This is a genomic window from Streptomyces sp. TAA040, from assembly GCF_000424845.1.
Window position 1 is genome coordinate 85,641 of sequence record NZ_AUKR01000016.1, and the last position, 23,067, is coordinate 108,707.

At 72.9% G+C, this 23,067-nt stretch carries 24 protein-coding genes; 10 read left to right on the forward strand and 14 right to left on the reverse strand.

Translation table 11 applies throughout. The annotated features are described in order from the left end of the window. Window positions 1-243 precede the first annotated feature (243 nt). The 6 genes from H300_RS32475 (at window position 244) to H300_RS0115820 (ending at window position 5,921) form a co-directional block, all read left to right on the forward strand. On the forward strand, window positions 244-1,056 hold the full coding sequence (locus tag H300_RS32475) for an SAM-dependent methyltransferase (protein ID WP_028428203.1): 813 nt from the start codon (window positions 244-246) through the stop codon (window positions 1,054-1,056). Then, window positions 1,053-3,248 (forward strand): EAL domain-containing protein, encoded by a 2,196-nt coding sequence (locus H300_RS0115800; RefSeq protein ID WP_028428204.1) that lies wholly within the window; start codon window positions 1,053-1,055, stop codon window positions 3,246-3,248. The genes H300_RS32475 and H300_RS0115800 overlap by 4 nt, the downstream gene beginning before the upstream one ends. 107 nt (window positions 3,249-3,355) lie before the next feature. Further along, window positions 3,356-4,108: a transketolase gene (locus H300_RS0115805; protein WP_028428205.1), complete on the forward strand. Its 753-nt coding sequence runs from the start codon at window positions 3,356-3,358 to the stop codon at window positions 4,106-4,108. A gap of 13 nt (window positions 4,109-4,121) precedes the next feature. Continuing rightward, on the forward strand, window positions 4,122-5,018 hold the full coding sequence (locus H300_RS0115810) for a transketolase (protein WP_028428206.1): 897 nt from the start codon (window positions 4,122-4,124) through the stop codon (window positions 5,016-5,018). A gap of 319 nt (window positions 5,019-5,337) precedes the next feature. Next, window positions 5,338-5,532, forward strand: coding sequence for a ribbon-helix-helix protein, CopG family (locus tag H300_RS0115815; RefSeq protein ID WP_028428207.1), 195 nt, complete (start codon window positions 5,338-5,340; stop codon window positions 5,530-5,532). Then, on the forward strand, window positions 5,529-5,921 hold the full coding sequence (locus H300_RS0115820; RefSeq protein ID WP_028428208.1) for a Fic family protein: 393 nt from the start codon (window positions 5,529-5,531) through the stop codon (window positions 5,919-5,921). Before H300_RS0115815 ends, H300_RS0115820 begins: the two co-directional genes overlap by 4 nt. 122 nt (window positions 5,922-6,043) lie before the next feature. On the opposite strand, the gene H300_RS0115825 is transcribed toward H300_RS0115820, so the two are convergent. Beyond that, window positions 6,044-6,955, reverse strand: a complete 912-nt coding sequence (locus tag H300_RS0115825) for an alpha/beta hydrolase (protein WP_028428209.1) — start codon at window positions 6,953-6,955, stop codon at window positions 6,044-6,046. Between the two features lie 399 nt (window positions 6,956-7,354). Between H300_RS0115825 and H300_RS0115830 the strand changes: the two genes are divergently transcribed. Further along, window positions 7,355-8,557 carry an acyl-CoA dehydrogenase family protein gene (locus H300_RS0115830; protein WP_028428210.1) on the forward strand — a complete coding sequence of 401 codons (1,203 nt, stop codon included), beginning with the start codon at window positions 7,355-7,357 and terminating at the stop codon, window positions 8,555-8,557. 109 nt (window positions 8,558-8,666) lie between these two features. Here the strand turns inward: H300_RS0115830 and H300_RS0115835 are convergent, their stop codons facing one another. The 6 genes from H300_RS0115835 to H300_RS0115860 all read right to left on the reverse strand — a co-directional run bounded on the left by H300_RS0115835 (window position 8,667) and on the right by H300_RS0115860 (window position 13,342). Next, window positions 8,667-9,233 (reverse strand): GAF domain-containing protein, encoded by a 567-nt coding sequence (locus tag H300_RS0115835; protein WP_028428211.1) that lies wholly within the window; start codon window positions 9,231-9,233, stop codon window positions 8,667-8,669. After that, entirely contained in the window at window positions 9,223-9,813 is a 591-nt protein-coding gene (locus H300_RS0115840) for an ATP/GTP-binding protein (protein WP_028428212.1), read from the reverse strand. The genes H300_RS0115835 and H300_RS0115840 overlap by 11 nt, the downstream gene beginning before the upstream one ends. Continuing rightward, window positions 9,791-10,165, reverse strand: coding sequence for a DUF742 domain-containing protein (locus H300_RS0115845; protein WP_028428213.1), 375 nt, complete (start codon window positions 10,163-10,165; stop codon window positions 9,791-9,793). Before H300_RS0115845 ends, H300_RS0115840 begins: the two co-directional genes overlap by 23 nt. Window positions 10,166-10,169: 4 nt before the next feature. Continuing rightward, window positions 10,170-10,586, reverse strand: coding sequence for a roadblock/LC7 domain-containing protein (locus H300_RS0115850; protein ID WP_028428214.1), 417 nt, complete (start codon window positions 10,584-10,586; stop codon window positions 10,170-10,172). Between the two features lie 66 nt (window positions 10,587-10,652). Further along, a complete protein-coding gene (locus tag H300_RS27210) occupies window positions 10,653-12,431 on the reverse strand; it encodes an ATP-binding protein (protein ID WP_078516042.1) in 1,779 nt (592 codons plus the stop codon). A 212-nt stretch (window positions 12,432-12,643) separates the two neighbouring features. Further along, a complete protein-coding gene (locus tag H300_RS0115860; protein ID WP_051270096.1) occupies window positions 12,644-13,342 on the reverse strand; it encodes an alpha-ketoglutarate-dependent dioxygenase AlkB in 699 nt (232 codons plus the stop codon). Window positions 13,343-13,628: 286 nt separating this feature from the next. On the opposite strand from H300_RS0115860, the gene H300_RS0115865 reads away from it, so the two are divergent. The 3 genes from H300_RS0115865 (at window position 13,629) to H300_RS0115880 (ending at window position 15,692) form a co-directional block, all read left to right on the forward strand. Continuing rightward, window positions 13,629-14,465 carry an alpha/beta hydrolase gene (locus H300_RS0115865; RefSeq protein WP_028428216.1) on the forward strand — a complete coding sequence of 279 codons (837 nt, stop codon included), beginning with the start codon at window positions 13,629-13,631 and terminating at the stop codon, window positions 14,463-14,465. Window positions 14,466-14,694: 229 nt separating this feature from the next. Next, complete coding sequence (locus tag H300_RS32480; protein ID WP_486583904.1) at window positions 14,695-14,823, forward strand: hypothetical protein; 129 nt, start codon at window positions 14,695-14,697, stop codon at window positions 14,821-14,823. 74 nt (window positions 14,824-14,897) lie between these two features. Beyond that, complete coding sequence (locus H300_RS0115880; RefSeq protein WP_028428218.1) at window positions 14,898-15,692, forward strand: tyrosine-protein phosphatase; 795 nt, start codon at window positions 14,898-14,900, stop codon at window positions 15,690-15,692. Window positions 15,693-15,743: 51 nt separating this feature from the next. On the opposite strand, the gene H300_RS0115885 is transcribed toward H300_RS0115880, so the two are convergent. The 7 genes from H300_RS0115885 to H300_RS0115915 all read right to left on the reverse strand — a co-directional run bounded on the left by H300_RS0115885 (window position 15,744) and on the right by H300_RS0115915 (window position 23,063). Next, window positions 15,744-16,859 (reverse strand): polyprenyl synthetase family protein, encoded by a 1,116-nt coding sequence (locus tag H300_RS0115885; RefSeq protein ID WP_486583907.1) that lies wholly within the window; start codon window positions 16,857-16,859, stop codon window positions 15,744-15,746. Window positions 16,860-16,888: 29 nt separating this feature from the next. After that, window positions 16,889-18,286 carry a hydroxysqualene dehydroxylase HpnE gene (hpnE, locus tag H300_RS0115890; RefSeq protein ID WP_028428220.1) on the reverse strand — a complete coding sequence of 466 codons (1,398 nt, stop codon included), beginning with the start codon at window positions 18,284-18,286 and terminating at the stop codon, window positions 16,889-16,891. After that, entirely contained in the window at window positions 18,283-19,191 is a 909-nt protein-coding gene (hpnD, locus tag H300_RS0115895; RefSeq protein ID WP_037980565.1) for a presqualene diphosphate synthase HpnD, read from the reverse strand. Before hpnD ends, hpnE begins: the two co-directional genes overlap by 4 nt. After that, complete coding sequence (gene hpnC, locus H300_RS0115900) at window positions 19,188-20,138, reverse strand: squalene synthase HpnC (RefSeq protein ID WP_028428222.1); 951 nt, start codon at window positions 20,136-20,138, stop codon at window positions 19,188-19,190. The genes hpnD and hpnC overlap by 4 nt, the downstream gene beginning before the upstream one ends. A 244-nt stretch (window positions 20,139-20,382) precedes the next feature. Continuing rightward, window positions 20,383-21,189, reverse strand: coding sequence for an ABC transporter ATP-binding protein (locus H300_RS0115905; RefSeq protein WP_051270097.1), 807 nt, complete (start codon window positions 21,187-21,189; stop codon window positions 20,383-20,385). After that, window positions 21,176-22,120, reverse strand: a complete 945-nt coding sequence (locus H300_RS0115910; RefSeq protein ID WP_028428224.1) for an ABC transporter permease — start codon at window positions 22,118-22,120, stop codon at window positions 21,176-21,178. Before H300_RS0115910 ends, H300_RS0115905 begins: the two co-directional genes overlap by 14 nt. Window positions 22,121-22,181: 61 nt before the next feature. Further along, window positions 22,182-23,063, reverse strand: coding sequence for a glycosyltransferase (locus tag H300_RS0115915; protein WP_028428225.1), 882 nt, complete (start codon window positions 23,061-23,063; stop codon window positions 22,182-22,184). Between the last annotated feature and the right edge of the window lie 4 nt (window positions 23,064-23,067).

Sequence of the window (23,067 nt, forward strand, 5' to 3'; positions counted from 1 at the left end):
GCGCGGGTGATCGCGGGTGGTCGCGGGGCGCGCGGGCGGGCGGGCGCGCAGCGGCGGTCGGCGCCGCGCGGAAGACCCGGCTCCCCCGCCTGCGATTCTGCCCCGGCGAAACGGGCATATAGCTCAACACTGGGACAGGATCGGGGGGTTGGGTCTCCGTGTACTTACTCCCACCCACTTCGGGTCAGTAGCCTCATCCCCCGAACGTCAATGCGCAGACGACCGCGATGAGGAGCACGCCACATGGAACGTCCGGCATGGGCCCCCGAGGGCATCGACCTGTCCAAGCCGAGTGTGTCGCGGATATACGACTACTACCTGGGCGGCTCCCACAACTTCGAGGTCGACCGGGACACCGCACGGCAGGCCATCAAGGCGTTCCCGGGGCTACCGAAGATCATGCAGGCCAACCGGGCCTTCATGCGCCGGGCGGTGCGCCACGCGGTGCAGGAGGGCGTCACCCAGTTCCTCGACATCGGCTCCGGCATCCCGACGTTCGGCAACGTGCACGAGGTCGCCCTGGCGGCCAGCCCGGAGTCCCTGGTCGTCTACGTGGACAACGACCCGGTCGCCGTCGCCCACAGCAGGGCGGTCCTGGAGGGCACCGACCGGGCCACGGTGCTCGCCGCCGACTTCCGGTCGCCCGGGGACATCCTGGACAGCCCGGAGACCCGCCGGCTGTTGGACCTGGACCGGCCGGTCGCGCTGCTCCTGGTGGCGCTGCTGCACTTCGTCGCCGACGAGGAGGACCCCTGGAAGGCGATCGGGACCATCCGGGACCGGCTGGCCCCGGGCAGCATGCTCATCCTCACGCACGCGTCCACCGACAGCGGCCCCCGGACCGACGAGCAGGGCAGGGACATCTCGGGGGTGTACCGCAAGGTCGGCTCCCGGTTGCTGATGCGCTCCAAGGCCGACATCACCCGCTTCTTCGAGGGTTTCGAGATGGTCGAGCCGGGCCTGGTGTCGATGCCCAACTGGCGTCCCGACGGCTCCAACGAGCAGGAGGACCCGGTGGTCTTCACCGGCTTCGCCGGGGTGGGGCGCACGGCGTGAGAGCACCCGCGCAGGGCCCCGCCGGCGCGGACGGCCCCGGCCCGGCGGACGCCCCGCACCCTCGGCACAGCGACGGCCTGCGGAGGTTCGCGACGATCTGGAGCAGGGCGGTGTACCCGACCACAGCCACCTGCATGACCCGCTCGGAGTTCGAGGAGCACCTGCGGCCGCTGGCCGGGCAGCTCGGCTCCGCCCTGCACGCCCGCCCGTTCGACCCCGGACCCGGCCGCGCGGTGGGGTCGGCCCTGGTCGCGGCGCACTGCACGTCGCCGGAAGCGCTGCCGCAGATCCTGGGGGTGGTGGACGCGTACCTGCTGCTGTACTGCTCCGACCCGGCGGAGTTGCCGCCGGAGGAGGGCAGGGCCCGCTGCGCCCGGCTCCAGCACGCGATCGCGGCCGGGTTCTCCCGTGCCCTCCAGGAGCGCACCAGGGCGGAGCAGGAAGCACTGTCCCGGGCGGCTCTGACCGCGCAGGCCGAGATCGAGCGGGCGCTGCACGAGAGCCAGACGCGGTTCCGCGCGGTCTTCGAGGGCGCGACGATCGGCATCGGGATCGCCCTGCTGGACGGCACGGTCGTCAACGTCAACTCGGCGCTCACCCGGATGTTCGGCGGGTCGGAGCAGATACTGCGCACCCGCAAGGTCACCTCCTGGGTGCACCCCGACGACGGGCCCACCGTCTGGCGCCAGTACCGCGACCTGGTGAGCGGGAAGCGGGAGCACTTCCAGGCGGAGAAGCCCTACCACCGTCCTGACGGAACGGTTCTGTGGACCAACCTGACGGTGTCGCTGCTGCGCGATCCGGACGGCGCACCGCGCTACATGCTCGCCCTGATGGAGGACATCACCGAGCGGCGGCTGCTCAACCTGCGGCTGCGGTACGAAGCCACCCACGACGCGCTCACCGAACTGCCCAACCGCACGTACTTCTTCGAGCGGCTGGAGCAGACGCTGGCCCGGGACGGCGACGGCGCCCGCTTCGGACTGTGCTACCTCGACCTCGACGGCTTCAAGACCGTCAACGACAGCCTCGGGCACGCGGTGGGTGATCAGTTGCTGGTGGCCGTGGCGGAGCGGCTCCAGGTCTGCGTCAACGCGCCGGGCGAGCTGGTCGCCCGGATCGGCGGGGACGAGTTCGTCGCCCTGGTCAGCGATCCGGAGTCGCCGGACGCGGTCCTCGACCTGGCCGCGCGGGCCCTGGAAGCTCTCTCCACCCCGGTGCTGGTGGACGGCCGGGAGCTGTCGGTGCGGGCCAGCATCGGCGTGCTGGAGGGACCGACCGCGGACCGCACAGCCGCCGAGGTGCTGCGCAGCGCGGACATCACCATGTACCGGGCCAAGGCACGGGGCGGAAACCGTTTCGAGGTGGCCGATCCGGACTCGGACGCCCGGGCGATCAGCCGGCACAGCCTCACCAACCGGCTGCCCGCCGCGCTGGAGGGCTGCGAGTTCTTCATCGAGTACCAGCCGCTGGTGCGGATGTCGGACGGCTCCGTAGAGGGGGCGGAGGCCCTCGTGCGCTGGGAGCACCCCCGCCACGGAGTGCTCGGACCGGACCGCTTCATCCCGCTGGCCGAGCACACCGGCCTCATCGTGCCGCTCGGCCGCTGGGTGCTGGAGGAGTCCGTGCGGCAGGCCTGCGAGTGGCAGGTTCGCGGCATCGGCGGCACCCGGCCGCTGCGGGTGAATGTCAACCTCTCGCCTCGGCAACTGCACGATCCGGACCTGGTCTCGGACACGCTGCGGGTGCTGCGGAACGCCGGGCTGCCGCCGGACTCTCTGTGCCTGGAGGTCACCGAGAGCGCCATGATCGAGGCGGACGAGGACCAGTTGAAGCCGCTGCGCCAGCTCGCCGAGATCGGGGTGGGGATCGCGCTGGACGACTTCGGCACCGGCTACTCCAATCTGGCCAGCCTGCGCCGGCTGCCCGCCAGCACGCTCAAGCTGGACCGCTCCTTCACCCAGGGCCTGCAGCACCACCCGGCCGATCCGGTGGACCTGAAGATCGTGGAGGGCATCGTCTCCCTCGCCCATGTGCTGGACCTCTCGGTGACCGTCGAGGGAGTGGAGACCGCCGAGCAGGCCGAGCACCTGCGCGCGCTGGGCTGCGACGCGGCTCAGGGGTGGTTCTACGCACGCCCCGGACCACCGGACCTGTTCTCCGCGGGGCTGCCGCTCGCCGCCGGCCAGTAGGCCTCCTGCCGCCCGGGCGCCCGCCGGCGTCCGGGCGGCAGGAGGCCTACCGGTCGCCCCTGGCCGCCCTTTGACTTGAAGTCTGGTTGAAGTATCAGGCTGGTCGCATGACGACGACGCGGCGACCTCCGCCCTCCCCCGCGGACCCCACGAACTCCCCCGGCTACGCCCGGCTGCCGGGCCTGATGGCGCTGATGACCGGTGCCGAGAAGCACGGCCCCGCGGCCACCTCCACCCTGGACGCGCTCTGGGTCCTCTACGACCGGGTGCTGCGCGTCTCGCCGGACACCGCGGACGATCCCGACCGGGACCGGTTCCTGCTCTCCGAGGGGCACGGCCCGATGGCCCACTACGCGGTGCTGGCGGAGAAGGGCTTCTTCCCCGGCGAGTGGCTGGCCGGCTTCGGGGCCTACGACTCGCCGCTGGGCCACCACCCGGACCGGACCCTGGTCCCGGGGGTCGAGATCAGCAGCGGCTCGCTGGGCCACGGGTTGCCCCTCGGGGTCGGCACAGCCCTCGGTCTGCGCGCCCAGGGGCGGCACCGACCCCGGGTCTGGGTGTTGACCGGCGACGCGGAGCTCGACGAGGGCAGCAACCACGAGGCCGTCGACTACGCCGGCGGTACCGGCCTGGAGTCGCTGCACGTCCTGGTGGTGGACAACGCCTCCGCCCGGCACACCGACGGCCACCGGATCGCCGAGCGGTTCCGGGCCGCGCGCTGGACCACCCGGACGGTGGACGGCCGCGACCACGCCGCGCTGCACACCGCCGCCACCGCGCCCCACCCCGGACGGCCGCTGGCCGTCGTCGCACACGTCGAACCCCGGGACGGGACCGTCCGGTCCGCGCCCACGAACTGAAGGGAGCCACCCCGTGGACACCATGCGAGAGCGCTTCACCCGGGTGGCCTCCCGGCTGCTGGACGGAAACGAACGACTGGCCCTGGTACTCGCGGAGATCGGCGCCGACGGCTTCGCCGACGCGGCCCGCAGGCACCCGGGCCGGGTGATCAACGTCGGCATCAGGGAGCAGTTGCTGATCGGAACGGGCGGTGGGCTCGCCCTCACCGGAATGCGCCCCCTGATGCACACCTTCGCGAGCTTCCTCGTCGAGCGCCCCTTCGAGCAGCTGAAACTGGACTTCGGCCACCAGGGCACGTCCGGGGTGCTGGTGAGCGCGGCGGCGTCCCACGACTGGCCCGCCGGCGGGTACACCCACATGTCACCGGGCGACGTGGCCCTGCTCGACACCCTCGACGGCTGGACGGTGCACGTCCCCGGCCACCCCGACGAGGCGGAGGCGCTGCTGGAACGGGCCGCCGCGGCCGACGGCGAGCGGGTCCACGTGCGCCTGTCGGAGCAGTCCAACGCGGTGGCCCGCCCGGTGGGCGGCGGGTTGCACCCGGTCAGGACCGGCTCGCCGACGGCGGCCGTGGTGCTCGCCGTCGGGCCGGTGCTGGACGCCGTCCTGGACGCCACGGCCGGGCTGGACGTCACCGTGCTGTACGTCGCCACGGCCCGTCCGCTGGATACCCGGGCCCTGCGGGTGGCCGCCGGCGACCGTCCCCGGGTGGTGCTCGTCGAACCCCTGCTGGCCGGGACGTCGGCCGCGGTGGTCTCCCAGGCACTGGCCGACGTGCCCCACCGGCTGCTGAGCCTGGGAGTGGGGCGGCGGGAGCTGCGGCGCTACGGGGAGGTGGCGGAGCACCTCGCCGCGCACGGGCTCGACCCGGCGTCGCTGCGCCACCGGATCGGAGGGTTCCTGCGCTAGTGCTGTGGCCGCACGGGTTCACCGGTTCGGTCAGGCTGCCGCGGTGGGTGGTCGTCCGCCCCGACGGGTGCCTCTCCCGCTGCGGATGCGGACGTTCGCCGGCACCCGAACACACCCCCACGTCAGCCCCGCCGGGGTTGACGAAACAGACAGGAGCACCCCCGGGGCAGCAGTGCAGACCCTGCACCCTCGGCCGCCCCACTCCCCGGAACCGGGAGCGCGCCCCCGTGCGGCCACCTAGCGCCGGTGTCCGTGGTCCGAGGCCCTGAGTGGCTGCTGTCACCGCGCCGCTCAGATACCATCCTGGTATCACTGTCGCATGGCGATGACACTGCGACTCCCCGACGACCTCGACGCGAAGCTCACCGAGCGTGCTCGCCGTGAGCGCCGCAGCAAGCAGGAACTCGCCATCGAGGCCATCCGGGATGCCGAGAATCGGGCCGCCCTCAAGGTCGATGACGTCCTGGCCGAGCTCATGGACAGTGACGCGGAGATCCTGGACTACCTGAAATGACCGAGGTGCGCTACCTCCAGATCGACGAGATCCTGGCCGTCGCCCGCGTGGTCAACGGTACCGAGCACAGCGTGCGTGACATGGGACTCCTGGCATCGGCAATCGAACGGCCCCGGACCCACGTGTTCGGGGCCGAGTTGTATCCCGCCCTCCACGAGAAGGCAGCCGCGCTACTGCACTCCGTTGCCCGGAATCATGCGCTGGTCGACGGCAACAAACGCACCGCCTGGCTCGCCATGCGCGTCTTCCTGCGACTCGACGGCGTCGGCGCCGGTACCGTCCCGCCGCCTGCCTCCACCGCCGGCCCCTCTGTGGAGGACGTCGCGCAGGACCACGTCGACGTCCGGGTCGTCGCCGAGCGCCTCTCGGCCTGGTTCCCCGTTTCCTGACGGGCGATGACGTACCGCAGCAGTCTGACCGAACCGGTGGACTCATACGGCCGCAGCACCGGGCCGGGCGCCCGGCGAGCCGCCCGCCGGCGGGGGCGCGCGGCCGGGCCCCGCCCTCTCCGTCAGGCGAACCGCTGATCCAGCCAGGCCACGAGGTCGGCGGTCACCTCGTCCCGGTTGGTCTCGTTGAGGATCTCGTGCCGGGCGCCCGGATACGCCGCCCAGGTCAGGTCGCGCACCCCTCGGTACCGGAAGTCCTCCAGCAGTTCGTGCACCAGCGTCATCCCCTGGTGGCACGGATCGCGGTCGCCCACGGCCACGTGGACCGGCAGGTCCCGCGGGTGCCGCCCGAGCGACTCCGGCACGTTGATCTTCCGCGCGCCCCGCACCCAGTCCAGGGCGAGTCCGGCACTGAACGGGAAGCCGCAGGCGGGGTCGGCGACGTAGCGGTCGACCTCGGCGGTGTCGCGGGAGAGCCACGCGAAGCCGGTCCGGTGCGGGTAGGGGTCGTTGAAGGAGCCGAACAGCTCGGGCACGAAGTCGGAGCGCACCGCGCGGTCGGCCGCCTCGATCTCCGCGGCGAGCCGCCGCTCGGCCGCCTCGGGGTCGCAGCCCGGCAGCGAGCGGAAGGTGCCGGAGAGGATCAGGCCGTCGAGGGTGTCGCCGTGCTCCTGGGCGCAGTCGCGGGCCAGTTGCGCACCCATGCTGTGCCCGAACAGGATCAGCGGGATGCCCGGCAGTTCGGCCCGGGCGTGCGCACCCACCCTCCGCAGGTCCTCCACCACGGCCCGCCAGCCGTCGGGGCCGACCACCCCGAGCCCGCCGGTGTGCCGGGCCGTGTCACCGTGCCCCCGGTGGTCGGAGGCCACCACGGCATAGCCGGCCGCGGTCAGCGCGCGGGCGAAGCGCGTGTAGCGGCGGGCGTGCTCAGCCGCTCCGTGCGCGATCTGGACCCAGGCGCGCGCCGGGCGGTCAGGGGGCAGCCAGGTGTGGGTGGCCACCGTTCCGGCGATCTCGGTGGAATTCTCGATCACGACGCACGACCTCCTGTGGATGTGCCGTTCCCGGGTACCACAGTGGCCCCGCGGGAAAGAAATGCGCCACATTCCGCGCGGCGCGCGCGCCGGGTACGCGAGCCCCTTCCTGCGCCAGGTCCGACCACCCCGGAGCACACCTCGGGATGAATGGACTGTGCCGTTGGGTAATGCTGCGGAAATACCGCCGCGTCCCGCGGACGGCGGATTCCCTTCCGCGTCCGTCCGTATTCCGATCCGGGACCTGCAGAGAGGATTTCGGTCAACCTCCCGGATCGGACCGGGAAGCACCGGTCCGGCATGGACGATGTCGAGGTCGGTCGTTCCGGGACGGGTCCGCTGCCGATGCACGGACCCGCCTGGCAGGCAAGCGGGAAGCGCCACTCGGAAGGGCACGTCATGGACAGTTGTTTCACCGACCCGCGCCACCACGAACTGCGCATGCAGGTGCGGGACTTCGCGGAACGTGAGATCGCCCCCCAGGTCCCCGCCATGGAGGCGGGACGGGCGGTCGCGCACGAGGTCTCCCGGCTGATAGCCCGGCAGGGCTGGATCGGGGTCACCGTCCCCGCCGGGTACGGGGGCATGGGTGCCGGACACGTGGCCAAGACCCTCGTGATCGAGGAACTCTCCCGGGTGAGCGCCGCCATGGGCGCGATGGCCCAGGCCTCCCAGCTCGGCGTCGCGAAGATCCTGCACTTCGGGAGCGAGGAACAGAAGAAGCACTGGCTGCCCGCCGTCGCCGCCGGCGACTGCCTGCCGACGATCGCGGTGACCGAGCCGGATTCGGGCGGACACGTGCTCGGCATGACCGGCACCGCCCACCGGGACGGCACCGGCTGGCTCCTGAACGGACGCAAGGTCTTCGTCGGCAACAGCCAGGTGGGGGATCTGCACGGGGTGGTGCTGCGCACCGGGCCGGGGTCGGACGGCCTGTCGGCGTTCCTGGTGGAGGCCGACCGTCCGGGCCTGTCGACGGGCCCTCAGGTGGAGGCCATGGGGCTGCACGGCTTCGGTTTCGGCGAACTGCGCTTCGAGGACTGCCGGGTGCCCGCGGCGAACCTCCTGGGCCGGGAGGGCGACGGACTCGCGGTCGCCTACTCCTCCAGCGTGCTCTACGGCCGGGCGAACCTCACCGCCGTCTCCCTGGGCATCCATCAGGCCCTGCTGGAGGAGACCAGCACCTTCTGCCGGGAGCGCCGCCGCTACGGCGCGCCGCTGGCGGAGCTGGGCTCGATCAGGATGAAGCTGGGCCAGATGCAGTCCCGGTTGATGACGGCCCGGCTGACCGCCTACCACGCGGTGCACCTGCTGGACCGCGGCGCCCGCTGCGACGCAGAGCTGATGAACGCCAAGCTCGTCAACACCGAGTACGCCCTGGACTCGGCGCGGGACGCCATGGAGATCCACGCCGCCGCGGGCCTGCTCACCGACCGACCGGTGGAACGCTGCCTGCGCGACGCCCACCACATCTTCGCCCCGGCGGGGACCTCGGACGTGCAACGGCTGCGGCTGGGTGAGGTGGCGCTGGGCGGCGGCCTGCGCGACTGGTCGTCCCAGCTGTCGGAGCTGGTGTGCCGCGCCCCGGAGCCGGTCGGCTGACCGGCCCGGGCGTCCCGGACGGCCCGGTACCGCCGGGCCGGGTGGCACTGCCGGGTCGGGCGCGGAAGGCCGGAGCCCTCTCTCTGTCTGAGCCCGCCCGCGGGCGGGCTCAGACTCCGGTCTCCCGGCGGTGGATCTGCTCGACCAGCCCCTCGGCCATCGCCTTGATGGTCTCCAGTCCCTGGCGGCCCCAGGGGCGCGGCTCCTGGTCCACCACGCAGATCGTGCCCAGCGCGGTGCCCGTCCGGTCGATGAGCGGTGCTCCCAGGTAGGACCGGATGCCGATCTCGTCCACCACCGGATTGCCGGCGAAGCGCGGGTAGTCGCAGACGTCCTCCAGCACCAGCGCCTTGCGGCGCACGACGACGTACGGGCAGTAGCCGTGGTCCCGGGCCATCACCCGGCCGGGCTGCCCCGAGGCGGGAGCGGCGGGGCCCAGCTCCACACCCGGGGCGGGACCGGGCGTGTAGAGGCCGGCGAAGTACTGCCGGTACTCGTCGATGAAGTTGACCATCGCGTAGGGCGAGCCGGTGACTTCGGCCAGGTTCCGGGCGAACTCGTCGAACTCGGCGACGGGGGCGTCCCCGATGCCCAGCTCCCGCAGCCGGAGCACCCGGGTGGGTGCCTCGGCGTCCTCGGGGGTGAGCAGCAGGTGGCTGGTGGGGTCATACGGCATGGGCGGCACGGGCACTCCCGGTCTCGATCAGGTGCTGGACGAGGGCGACGAGGGCCCCGGTGGCCGACACGGCGTTCCGCGCGTCGCACGGCACCACCGGCACCTCGGGGCTGAGGTCCGCGGCGGCGCGCACCTCGGCCGCGGTGTAGCGGTGCGCGCCCTCGAACTCGTTCACCGCGAGCACGAAGGGCACTCCGCGCCGTTCGAAGAAGTCCACCGCGGAGAAGCTCTGCTCCAGCCGACGGGTGTCGGCGAGCACCACGGCTCCCAGCGCCCCGGCGCAGAGCTCGTTCCAGAGGAACCAGAAGCGCTCCTGCCCGGGCGTGCCGAACAGGTACAGCAGGTGTCGGTCACCGAGGGTGAGCCGGCCGAAGTCCATGGCCACGGTGGTGGTGCTCTTGTCCTCCACGCCGTGCAGGGAGTCCGTGCCCACGCTCACCCGGGTCAGCAGTTCCTCCGTGCTGAGCGGGTCGATCTCGCTGACCGCGCCGACGAAGGTGGTCTTCCCGGCCCCGAAGCCGCCGGCGACCAGGATCTTGAGCGCGATCGGGAACGGGTCACAGTCGGGTCCGGAGTCCATCCAGCACCGCCTCCAGCAGGTCCAGGTCGGTTGGTTCGGGGCCCAGTCGGCGGGGAGCGCGGGCGGTCACCGCGCCACAGGCGACCAGGTCGGAGAGCAGCACCTTGGTGACGACCACCGGTTGCCGGATGTGCGCAGCGATCTCCGCGACCGAGACAGGGCCGCGGCACAGGCCCAGCACCTGGGCGTGGTCCGGACCGAGACCGGCTCCGGAGCGCGAGCCGGTGGCCCGCACCAGCGTGAGCATGTCCAGGGCCGCCGCAGGACGGGTCCGACCGCCGCACACGGTGTAGGGGCGCACCAGCCGACCGGCCGCGTCGTCCAGCCACGGTTCACGTTCCCGTCCGGGCACCGGTTCAGTACCCCGCGGGTGTCCGGGCCGGGGTCGCCAGATACGGCCGGACGCTCTTGACCAGCATCGCCATCTCGTATCCGAGCACCGCCGCGTCGGCGGCCGGGTCGGCGAGCACGGCGAGGCAGGCGCCCTGGCCGGCGGTCGAGACGAAGAGCAGCACGCTGTCCAGTTCCACGACCACCTGCCTGACCTCGCCGCCGTCGGCGAACCGGACTCCGGCGCTCCGGGCCAGGGAGTGCAGGCCGGAGGCGAGCGCGGCCAAGTGGTCGGCGGTGTCGGTGTCCAGACCGTCCACCGCCTTCACCAGACCGTCGGAGGAGAGCAGGAGCGCGCTGCGGGTATGCGGCACGCGCTGGACAAGGCCGGACAGCAGCCAGGACAGGTCCGTGCTGTGGCCGATGGGCGCTTCGCTCACCATGATCGCGTTCTTCTCCTTCGGGAGGGCGTCCGCACTCCCCTTCCGGGGTGGCCACGGACGGCGGGGCTAGTAGGGACTGCGACTCATCGGGCCCCCGGCGGGGCCGGGAGGCGCCGGGTCGGCGGCCGGGCCGGGGGACGCGGGGTCCTCCGCCAGGTCGGCACCGCGGCGGAAAGCCGCCATGAGGTTCGGATCGTGCTCCTGGTGGGTGCCGTCCGCAGGACCCGGCGCCTGCGGCGGCTCGCGGAGTCCGGCCGCCAGGTGCTCCTGCCTGCGCCGGCGGGGCAGTCGGGGACGGTCGCCGGAGGGCCGCTCGCGCGCCGGGGGCGCCGGTTCCACCCCCGCTCGGAGCCCGGCCGGCTCCGGGATCGGCAGCGGAGCCGCAGGTTCCGGCCGTGCGAGGGGCGTCCCGCCCGGTGCCGGGGCGCGGGGCGGAGCGGTGGCGAGGGGCGCCACCTCCCGGGCGGGCGCCGCCGTCCCCTCCGCGGCGCGCGGCGGCTCTCCCAGCAGGGCGTGCGGCAGCACCAGCACCGCCTGGACACCGCCGTAGATGTTGCTCTGAAGTTGGACGACGATCCCGTGGCGCCGGGCGAGCTGGGAGACCACGAACAGGCCGATGCGGCCGTCGTGGAGCAGTTCGTGGACGTCGGTCTGCTCCGGGTCGGCCAGGAGCGCGTTCATCCGGTCCTGCTCGCCGGCCGGCATCCCCAGCCCGCGGTCCTCCACCTCCACCGCGAGGCCCGCCGTCACGTGCTGGGCCCGCAGCAGCACCTGCGTCTGGGGAGCCGAGTAGTGGGTGGCGTTCTCGACGAGCTCGGCCAGCAGGTGGATCACGTCGGCGACGGCGTGGCCGCGCAGGGTGCCCTCGGTGGGCGGGACGAGCTTGACGCGCGGGTACTGCTCGACCTCCGCGATCGAGGAGCGCAGCACCTCGGTCATGGTCACCGGGCGGGTCCACTGCCGCCGCGAGACGGCCCCGCCCAGGACGGCGAGGTTCTCGGCGTGCCGGCGGATACGGGTCGCCAGGTGGTCGACGTGGAAGAGGCCCTTGAGGAGTTCCGGGTCCTCCACCTCGTTCTCCAGTTCGTCCAGCAGCTGGATCTCGCGGTGCACGAGGGACTGCAGGCGCCGTGCGAGGCTGACGAAGACCTCGACCCTCTCCTCGCTGCTGCCTCCGCCGCTGCCCCGTACCAGCGCCGCGGCCTCCACCACCGCCGACTCGGCGGTGCGCTGGGCGAGCGTCACCTCGTGGGCGAGGAGGCCGAGCGCGTCCTCGGCGGCCTGCGGCATCGGGCCGTGGACCGGCCTGCGGAGCCGTTCTCCCTGATCCAGGCCGCTGAGCAGGGCGTGGATTCCAGCGTTGCTGCGGGCCGAGTTGCGCCGCAGCGCGGCGTAGCGCTCCAGCGTGGACCGGGCCTCCGAGGACGCCCGGAGGGCGGCGCCGACGACGACGGCGCAGCTGAGCAGCAGCGCACCGCCCAGCACGCCCCAGGCCCGGGCCGGGCCGCCGTCCACGAGGGCGTCCAGGCCGCCGGTGACCCGTAGCAGGCAGCCGACCACGACGGCGGCGCACACCGCGACCAGCCCCGCGGGCAGCACCGCCAGACATACCAGCCGCCGCCGGACCGCGGCGTCGGCGGCGGACTCCGGTACCGGACCGCGGCCGTGCCGGCCGCTACTCCGGCCGCCTCCGTCGCCGCCCGGCCGGCGGCGCGGACGGCCGCCGCTGGGCGGCGCCTCGGGTCCGGCGGGCCCGCCGGCCGGCGCAGGGGCCCCGGGCGAGGGAGCTCCGGGTGACGGGGCTCCCCGTCCCTGGTGCGCCGCGTGGCTCGGGGATTCAGGCATCGCAGTCCCTGGAAGTGTCGTGGGGGTGTTTCCGGTGCGGCTCGAAGCGGCACGCCGATTCACGGCATGCCGGTCACGCTACGGGCCAGGAGAGGGGCACGCGGGCGCAGTTGAGATATTCGCCACCATTCGCCAGCTCCCAACGGGTGATTCCTCCGGTCATCCGTTTGCACTACCGGCAGGTCAACCGACCGCGACGGGCCATGACGGCATTATCGTTTCCGCACAGTGATGTTGAGCCGACCGTTCAGATCGAGCCAGGAAGGCGAGCTGCGGGGCCGCACACGTGGCACTCCGTGAAAGGCGAATCGCGCCGGACCGCCGAAGACGAAACCGTCCCCGCTGATCAATTCGGTGTCCGCCCAGGGCCGTCCGCGCCCCGCGCTGTTGCCGAAACGGAACACGCAGGTGTCGCCGAGACTGAAGGAGACGACCGGCTCGTCGGCGTGTTCGTCGCGGTCCTGGTGCATGCCCATCCGGGCATCCGGACCGTAGAAGTTGACCAGCGCGACGTCGAAGGCGACCCCGCCCGGCTCCCGGCTCCCGCCCGGCGGGCGGGGTGTTCCGCTGCCGAACCGGCCGGACACCTCGTCCGCACACGCCACGGCACGCCGCGCCCAGCGGCCGAGCCAGTCGGGGAAGGGCTTCACCGGCGCCCCGTCGCCGTCCACGGCGGTGTCCGCGTAGCCGTAGGGGTACCAGTGCGCGCCCAGGCCGAGCTGCCGCACCGACATCGCACCACCGTGCGGCATCCGCACCGTGCGCAGTCCGGCGGGGGGCAGCGCCCACGCACGGCAGGCCGCGAGGAGCTCGCGCTGCGCGGCCGTGTCCAGCAGCTCCGGCAGGAGCACGGCCCCCGGGGCGACCTCCCGCGCCGGGCGCGGCAGCCCGGGGAGGGCTCCGTCGGTCATGCCCCCGACTCTCCGTCCCTCATGCCCCCAGGGTAGAGGGGAGGCCCGAAAGGGGCGGACCCGAAGCGGAAAGGGTGACCGGAGGCACCGTGGTCCAGCTGGCCTGAGGGCAGGAGAATGTCCGGAAGGTCTGGGCACGCCGTTGTGCACCGGTCGGCGTGCCCTCCGGACCCCTCGATTCCGGCAGGACCGATTACTCTTCCGCCGGACGCCGGTCTCCACTGTCGGCAGCACACCCCACAAGGTGATCTGGCAGCACGCCCCACAAGGTGATCTGAGGGAAGCGATGTCTTCAACCCGTGAGACCGCAGCCACGGTGGAATCGACGACGGTATCGGCCGACGGCACCAAGATCGCCTTCGACACGTCGGGCGACGGGCCGGCGGTGATCCTGGTGGCCTCCGCCCTGGCCGACCGCTCCGACGCCAAGAGGCTCGCTGGTCTCCTCGCCGAGCACTTCACGGTCGTCAACTACGACCGCCGGGGCCGCGGCGCCAGCACCGACGGTTCAGCGTACGCGGTCGAGCGCGAGATCGAGGACATCGCGGCACTGATCGACCAGGTCGGCGGGTCCGCCTCCCTGTTCGGCAGCTCGTCCGGCGCGGTGCTCGCCCTGCGAGCCGCTACCGCCGGCCTGAACGTCAACAGGCTCGCGGTCTACGAGCCGCCGTTCTCCGTCACCTCGGACGGCTTCGGCCCGCCCGCCGGCTTCGGCGAACAGATCGACACCCTCCTGGCGGAGGACCGGCGCAGCGACGCGGTCAAGGCGTTCATGGTCAAGGCGCAGGGCATGCCCTCGTTCATGGTCGGCGCCATGCGCCTGATGCCCGGTGTCTGGTCCGACCTCAAGAGTCTGGCCAACACGCTCCCCTACGACATCGCGGTGATGGGCGACACCCAGCAGGGCAAGCCGCTCCCCGCCGAGCCGTGGTCGGCGGCGACGGCCCCGACCCTGGTACTGACCGGTTCCAAGAGCCCCGACGGATTCCAGCGTGCCGCGAAGGAACTCACCGGAGTGCTCCCCGACGCGAGCCACCGCACCCTGAACGGACTCAACCACGGCGCCGTCGCCATGGCGCCCAAGAAGCTCGCCCCCGAGCTCATCGGCTTCCTGCGCGGCTGAGCCTCCGCTCCCGACGGCGCGCTGCGGCCCCCGGACGCGATGTCCGGGGGCCGCAGTGCGCCTACCGCCCGCCGACCCGGAGGTACCTCTCCAGGTAGGGGCCGGTCTCGGGGCCTACACTGCCGAGGTCGTCCGCACGGAGCGCCGCTTCCTGGAGGCGGGGGAAGTTCATCGTTCCCATCCCGGAGCCCGGAATCGTCTCCGCCCAGTCGGCGAAGGAGCTCGTCTGATGGAGTACGGCCCCGAACACGCGAAGTTCTACGACCTCGTGTTCCGCAGTCGTGGCAAGGACTTCGAGCAGGAGGCCCGCGGGCCCACCGAGCTGATCCTCGCCGAAAGCGATTCGGGCGCATGCTGAACATTCACGGGGGAATGGCCCAATGATTGTCGTATCGTCGGAGGCCAGCCACCCCGCCGAGCCAGGGAGCGCCTGTGACGTCCGAAACCGCTGAGCCCGTGCTCGCCGGTGTCCGCAACTTCCGCGACGTCGGCGGGCTGCCCGCCGCCGGCGGCCGACGGGTACGGCACGGCGTGCTCTTCCGCAGCGGACACCTCGCGCACGCCACCGAGGAGGACGCGGAGTTCCTCGCCGGTCTCGGCCTGCACACCGTCTTCGACTTCCGCAACGCCGCCGACCAGGCCCTGGAGGGCCCGGACGTGGAGCTGCCGGGGGTGCGCAACCTCAGCATCCCCCTCAGCGATCCGGCGGACGGAGCGGAGTTCTGGCAGATGGTGCGGGACGGCAACGTCACGGAACTGCGCGCCGCGCTCTCCGAGGGCCGCGCGGCCGACCGGATGACCAGCGCCTACCGGGAGATCGTCAAGGGCAGGACCGCGGAGCACAGCAGAGTCCTGCACACCCTCGCCGACGACCACGTGCCCGCCCTGATGCACTGCGCGGCGGGCAAGGACCGGGCCGGACTGACCATGGCGGTGACCCTGCTGGCCCTCGGGGTGGAGCGGGCGGCCATCGAGGCCGACTACCTGCTCTCCAACGACCCGCACCGCAGGTACCGGGTGCACCGCGGCAACTCCGCCGGCCGCGACCGGCTCGATCCCGAGGTGCGCGAGCTGCTCTCGCCGCTCTTCGACGCGCGGCCCGCGTACCTCGCGGCCGCGTACGAGACCGTCACCGAGACCTGGGGCTCTGTCGAGCGCTACCTCACCGAGGGGCTCGGAGTCGGCGGCGACACCCGTGAGCGGCTCCGCGCGCGACTGCTGGAGTGAGAGCCTTCCGGGGCCCGGCGGTGCGAGGCCCCGGAAGCCCGCGTGCGGTGGTCAGCCGCGGCGCTGGACCACGAAGTCCGCCAGGGCGACCAACTGCGCGCGCACTCGCGGCGGCATGTCCGCCACCCCGTCCAGGGCCTCGATCGCGGTGGTGTGCTGCCGCTTGGCCTCCGCGTCCGTCCAGGCCCGCCCGCCGGCCTCCTCGATCAGCGCGGCCCGGGCGGCGAACTCGGCCTCGTCGAAGTCGGACTCGGCGCCTTCCCGCCGTTCGGTGTCCGCGTCGCCGCGGCCGGGGTCGGCCTGACGCTTGGCGTCGGTGGTGAGCAGCTCGCCCAGCCGGTCCGCGGCCTCGCCGCCCGCCGCCAGCGCCGCCACCACGGGCAGCGACTTCTTGCGCTGGCGCAGATCGCTCCAGGTCTGCTTGCCGGTGGCCGCGGGATCGCCCCAGATGCCCAGCAGGTCGTCCACCGCCTGGAAAGCCAGCCCGAGGTGGCGCCCGTAGGACTCCAGGGCGTCGGCCGTGCGGTCGTCGGCCCCGCCGAGGACCGCGCCGATGGAGACGGCGCAGGCCAGCAGGGCGCCGGTCTTGTTGCCCTCCATCTCCAGGCACTCCTCGACCGTCACCCGCTCCCGGTGCTCGAACGAGATGTCCTGCGCCTGCCCGTCGATCAGTTTGCGACTGGCCACCGCCAGCCGGCGAGCGGCCCGCCCGGCCTCCGGAGTGCCCAGTTCGAGCAGTATCTCGTTCGCCAGGGCGAACAGTGCATCCCCGACCAGGATCGCCTGTGCCGGACCGTGCACCTTCCAGACGGTGTCGCGGTGACGGCGCTGCTCGTCGCCGTCCATCAGGTCGTCGTGCAGCAGCGAGAAGTTGTGCACCAGCTCCACCGCGACGGCGCCGGGAACACCGGCGCGCGCCTCGGCGCCTGCCGCCTCGGCGGACAGCAGCGCCAGGGCCGGGCGCACCGCTTTGCCGCCGTCGCTCTCGGCCGAGCGGCCGTCCGCGTCGATCCAGCCGAAGTGGTAGGCCGCGACCGTGTCCATCGGTGCCGCGAGGCGACCGACGGCGGCGCGCAGCTCCGGCATGGCCAGGGTCCGTCCGCGTTCGAGCAGCGCGGCCACACCGGCCCCGTCGATGCCGGCGTTCGCCGGTTCCACCGGGTTCACAAGGTCTCCTCTGCGTTCAGGGGTCAAGCTCACGGCGTCTCCTGAAGATCGTCGTGCTGAGGACGCCCGTCCGTTGCCGGCGTCTCCCGGGCGGCAGCCAGTCCGCTGCGCACCGCGCCCTCCATGGTCGCGGGCCAGCCGGTGGCGGTCCACGCGCCTGCGAGAGCGACACCCGGCGCACGCGTGCACGATTCCGGCCTGAACCGCCCGACACCCGGTGCGGGTGCAAAGGTGGCGGTGCGCTCCCGGGTGACGAAGAAGTCCCGTACCCCTGCTCCGGCGGCCGCGGGCAGCAGTCTGGCGAGCTCCGGCAGGTACCGCGCACGCAGCTCCGCCACGGGCAGGTCGATCTCCTCCTCGGCGGCCGACTGAGAGAGTGCCAGGTACTGGCTGCCGCTCCCGCCGGGCAGCGCGTGCAGGCCGGAGGCCCGGGTGCGGTCGAAGACCCACTGCACCGGACTGCCGAGCGCGGCGAGGAAGGGAGCCCGTAGCACCCGCCGGTCGTAGACGACGTGGATGTTGAGGATCGGTGAGGTGCCGATCCTCAACAGGTCCTCCGGGGCGGCGAGGGCGCCGTCCGGCAGGAGCCGGGCCGCCGCCTCCTGGGGCACGGCCAGCACCACGCGGTCGGCCGTCAGGGTCTCGTCGCCGGACACGGCGACCTCCCACCGGCCGTCCGGCCGCGCCCCCACGGACCGGACCCGGGCGCCGGTGCGCACCTCCGCGCCCGCACCGCTCAGCGCCTCGCGGGCGAGGGTGTCGTGGACGGTGCCCAGGGGCACCCGGGCCCAGCCGATGTCGGCGGCCCCGGGGGCGCTCAGCAGTCCGGTCCGGAAGACCTTCGCGGCCAGGCCGAGCGAGACGTCGGCGGCACGCGCATTGAGCGTGGCGACGCCGACCAGGTCCCACAGCGCCTCCACGGCCCGGGGCGACTGGCCGGTCGCGGCGAGCCAGCTCGCGAAGTCCCGGTCGTCGAGGCGGGGATCGTCCGGGTCGAGCCGGCCGAGCGCCAGCGCGGCACGGCCGGCCCGCAGACGCTCGGCCCAGGACAGGTGCGGATAGCGCAGGAGGCCCCCGGCGAGGTGGAACGGCACCGGGGCGGCGTTGCGGCGCAGCCGGCCGGCCCGGCCGGTCGCCGCGTCCAGCACGGGTACGTCCAGCCGGCGCTGCAGGGGGACCAGGTGGCTCGCGCCGATCCGGTCGAGGAACCACTGGTAGGCGGTGCAGCACCGCAGGTGGACGTGCTGGCCGTTGTCGACGGTGAGGCGCCCGACGGGTGAGGCGCGGGAGAAGGAGAAGGCGAGGCCGCCCAGCCGGGGCCGCGACTCCAGCAGTGTGGTGCGCAGTCCCGAGTCGGCGAGCCGCAGGGCCGCCGCCGTCCCGGCGAGTCCGCCGCCGATCACCACGGCACGGCGGGCACCGCTCATCGCCGCGTCCGGCGGACGGCGCGGGTCTGCGCTCCGGAGAGCGCCCGGCCCGCGACCAGCGCCTTCTGCCGGGCGGGCAGTGCGACCCTGCCGCCGAGCACCGCGTGCGGGTCGGCGGCGATGCGGTCCAGCAGCCGGTGGTAGATGCCGGCCATCGCCGCCACGCAGGCGCCGGAACGGCGGTCGAGGAGCGGCAGGAGGCGCAGGCCGTCGGCGAACAGGCGCCGCGCCCGCGCCACCTCGTGCTGCACGAGGCCGGCGAAGTCGGCGTCCGCGGACAGCACGGGCGAGGCGAACCCGCCCGTGCAGTTGAACTTCTCCAGGTCCTCACGGGGCAGGTAGCTGCGGCCGACCTCGGCGTCCTCCCGTACGTCGCGCAGGATGTTCGTCAGCTGGAGTGCGAGGCCGAGAGTGTCGGCCATCCGCGGCGCCTCCGCCGTGCCCCGGGCGCCGGACGCGGTGCCGAAGATCCCCAGGGACAGCCGTCCGACGGCTCCGGCCACGCAACGGCAGTAGTCGGCGAGGTCGTCCCAGGTGCGGTAGGTGCGGCCGCGCACGTCCATCAGCACGCCGTCGATGATCTCGTCCAGGGCGTCGAGCGGCACCGGGTAGCGGCGGACGGTGTCGGCCAGGGCCACCTCGACGGGGTCTATCGCGTCCTCCGCCGTCTCGCCGGTCCGGATCCGCTCCAGCACCGCGCGGGCACCGGCGAGGCGCGACTCCTTGGTGGCCGTGTCCAGTTCACCGTCGCCGATGTCGTCCACCCGGCGGGAGAAGGCGTACAGCGCCGACATCGCCCGGCGCTCCGGCGGCGCCAGCAGCCGGATGCCGTAGGAGAAGTTGCGCGCCTGCTGCCCGGTGACGGACTCGCAGTAGCCGTAGGCGGCTCGTACCGGCGGGTTCATGGACGGTGCACGGACCACTGGTCGGTCATCCCTTTCCTGGAGAGTGTCGCTCCCACCGCCCGCAGGCGGCCGAGCCGAGGAGCACGGGGCGGGCCCGCCAGTACGTCGAAACCCGCCGCGGTGATGGCGTCGGCGGCCGCACGCCCGCCGCCGACGAAGCCGGCGAGGAGCAGCCGCAGCCGTCCGTCGACGCTGTGCACGAGCGCGTCGCCCTCGGCCAGCAGGGCCCGCGTCCGGTCGGTCTCGAAGGCCACGAGGGCCCGTACCGAGGCGTTGGCGGTGGGAGCGGCCAGGTCGGACTCGGTGACCAGGAAGCGGTCCAGGTCGGCCTCGGGCAGGTAGATCCGGTCGCGTGCCAGGTCCTCGGCGACGTCCTGGAGGTGCTCGACGACCTGCAGCGCGGTGCACACCGCGTCGGAGCGGCGTTCGCGCTCCGCGGTCGCGGTACCGGTGACGGCGAGCACGAGGCGTCCGACCGGGTTGGCGGACAGGGCGCAGTAGCCCAGGAGCGCGTCCCAGTCGGCGTAGCGGCTCACCCGCTGGTCCTGCCGGTTGGCGGCGATCAGGTCGAGGAAGGGCCGCGGGGTGAGCGCGTGCCTGCGGACCACCGGGATCAACGCGGCGAGCAGCGGATGGCCGGGCGGCGGCGCGGACGGATCGTCCGCGGCGGCGAAGGCGCGGTGCAGGTCGGCCTCCAGCGCGTCCAGCATCGCGAGCCGGTCCCCCGCGCGTTCCGGCGCCACGCCGAGCAGCCGGGCGTCCGCGCCACCGGGGGCGAGGTCGCCGTCACCGGTGTCATCGATCAGCCGGGCGCAGCCGTAGACCGCCATGAGCCCGTCGCGCCAGGCGCGGGGCAGGAAGCCGGGAGCGACGGGGAAGTTCTCCCGTCCGGCCTGCTCCAGCACCGCCCGGCCCGCCCGGGCCGGGTCGTCCGTCTCCGCGGTCACCGCCGACTGCCCGAAGCCATCGCTGCCATATCTCCGTTTCTACACCGGGAGCCCGAACCGTCAGATAAGTGACACACCGTGACTAATCAGACACACGTCCATTCTACGCGGCGGGGCGCTCGCGGGGGGTGGGGCAGGGTGTGGCCTGCCACACACGCGCCGAGGCCCCCGCACACGGCGGAGGCCTCGGTGACCCTTCACAACCGGATCGGTCGCGCCGCGCTCGACTGCGCGGCGCGGCCGGTCACTTACCGGTGAACTTCTCGTACTCCTTGAGCACGTCCGCGGTGGGGCCGTCCATCCGCAGCGCCCCGTGCTCCAGCCACAGCACCCGTTCGCAGGTGTCGCGGATCGACTTGTTGTTGTGGCTGACCAGGAAGACGGTGCCGGCCTGCTCCCTCAACTCCCGGATCCTGCCCTCGGAGCGGCGCTGGAACTTCTTGTCGCCGGTGGCCAGCGCCTCGTCGATCATCAGGACGTCGTGGTCCTTGGCCGCCGCGATGGAGAAGCGGAGCCGGGCCGACATCCCGGACGAGTAGGTGCGCATCGGCAGCGTGATGAAGTCGCCCTTCTCGTTGATCCCGGAGAAGTCGACGATGTCCTGGTAGCGCTCGCGGATCTGCAGCGGCGACATGCCCATCGCCAGGGCACCGAGCACGATGTTCCGCTCGCCGGTGAGGTCGTTCATCAGGGCGGCGTTCACCCCGAGCAGCGAGGGCTGCCCGTTGGTGTAGACCTTGCCCCGCTCGGGCGGCAGCAGACCGGCGATCGCCCGCAGCAGGGTCGACTTGCCGGAGCCGTTCGAGCCGATCAGGCCGATCGCCTCGCCCCGGTGGGAGGTGAAGCTGACGCCCTTGACCGCGTGCACCTCGCGCACCCGGTTGCCGGGGCGGCGGCGCAGCATCCGGCTCATCGCCGAGACCGCGCTGCCCTTGCCGCGGTTGCCGCCGTAGACGCGGTAGACGATGTGCACGTCGTCGGCGATCACGGTGGGGACGCGGTCGGCCTGCGTCGCGGTGCCGGCGATGCTGGGGGTCTCAGCCACGGCCATAACGCTCCTCCGCCTTCCAGAAGTACACGAAGCCGAACAGTCCGGCCAGCAGGGCCCAGCCGCAGGCCAGCGCCCAGACGTAGGGGGGCAGGTCGGCCATGGAGTAGTCCTCGATGAGCGCCAAGCGCATCAGGTCCATGTAGACCGCGGCCGGGTTCATGGCGATCAGGTCGGCGAGCCACTCGGGAGCACCGGCCCGGGTCGTCATCATGTAGTGCAGCGGGAACATCACGCCGGAGGCGTACATCCAGGTGCGCAGCACGAAGGGCATCAGCTGCGCGAGGTCCGGTGTCTTGCTGCCGAGCCGGGCCATCACCAGGGCGAGCCCGGTGTTGAACACGAACTGGAGCGTGAGCACCGGGAGCACCAGCAGCCAGGACCAGTGGGGGATCTGCCGGAACCCGAGCAGGATCACCAGCAGCACGATCATCGAGTACAGCAGCTGCTGGAGCTGCTGGAGCGAGAAGGAGATGGGCAGCGAGGCCCGGGGGAAGTGCAGTGCCCGCACCAGGCCCAGGTTCCCGGAGATCGACCGGACGCCGGAGAGGACCGACTGCTGGGTGAAGGTGAAGACGAAGACCCCGATCACCAGGAACGGGATGTAGTTGTGCTCGCCTCCGGGGACTCCGCCCCTGGCCCCGAGGATGAGGCCGAAGATCAGGAAGTAGACGAAGGCGTTCAGCAGCGGCGTGGCGACCTGCCACACCTGCCCGAGCTTCGCCTGGCTGTACTGGGCGTGCAGCTTGGCTCGGGAGAACGTCAGGATGAAGTGCCGCCGGCTCCACAACTGCCGCACGTAGGCGGGCAGGGAGGGCCGGGCTCCGCTCACCGTCAGGCCGTGTGCGGCCGCGAGTTCGGCCGGGGACGGGCCGTCGTCGGGAGAGGGGCGGGGGTTCAAGGCGACCGCACCGTCGTGCGTGGACTCGCTCACGTGGAAACTTTCGTCCTCACTCTGCAGGGGCTCGGATGCTGATTTTCTCAGACCCGGCGTGTCAGACGACCGGAGGGCGACCCAACCTGGTCATGCGCCACACCGTACGCCACTTCATGGGCCGGCGTGGACCGCAGGGGGTGGCCCAGCCCTCGCGGAACCCGCCCATCCACGCGCGCAGCGCGGCCCGGGACGGGCGGCGGGCGAGCGTGAGCAGCAGCCAGGTGGCCAGGTAGACGGGCACCAGCAGTGCGGGCAGCCGGCGGCGCGCCAGCCACACCCGGTTCCGGGCGACCATCCGGTGGTAGACCGCGTGCCGGGAGGGTGCGGTGGTGGGGTGGTGCAGCACCATGTCGGCCCGGTAGTCGATGCCCCAGCCGGCGTCCAGCGCCCGCCAGGCGAGGTCGGTCTCCTCGTGGGCGTAGAAGAACTCCCCCGGCAGCCCTCCCACCTCGGCGAGCACCGCGGTGCGGACCGCGTTGGCACCGCCGAGGAAGGTGGTCACCGGGGAGGAGCGCAGCGGGTCGGCGGCCCGCAGCCTGGGCACGTGCCGGCGCTGGGTCTCCCCCGTGTCCGGGTCGGCGATGCGGAAGCTGATGATGCCCAGCTCCGGATCGGCGGCGAAGGCCTGCCGGCACAGCTCCGCGGTGTCGGTGGCCGGCAGCAGCCCGTCGTCGTCGAGGAAGAGGAGCACGTCCACCTCGGTGCCGCCCGGCCCGAACGCCTCGATGCCGACGTTCCGGCCGCCCGGGATGCCGAGGTTCTCCGGCAGTTCGACCGTGCGAAGCCCCCCGGGCGGCTTCGGCAGCTCGGGCAGCGGCGCACCGTTGCCGACCACGACCACCTCGACGGGGTCGCCGTCCTGCCCGGCGACCGAGTCGAGCAGGGCCCGCAGTTCCTCGGGCCGGTTGCCCATGGTCAGCACGACCGCACCGACCCGCACCGGG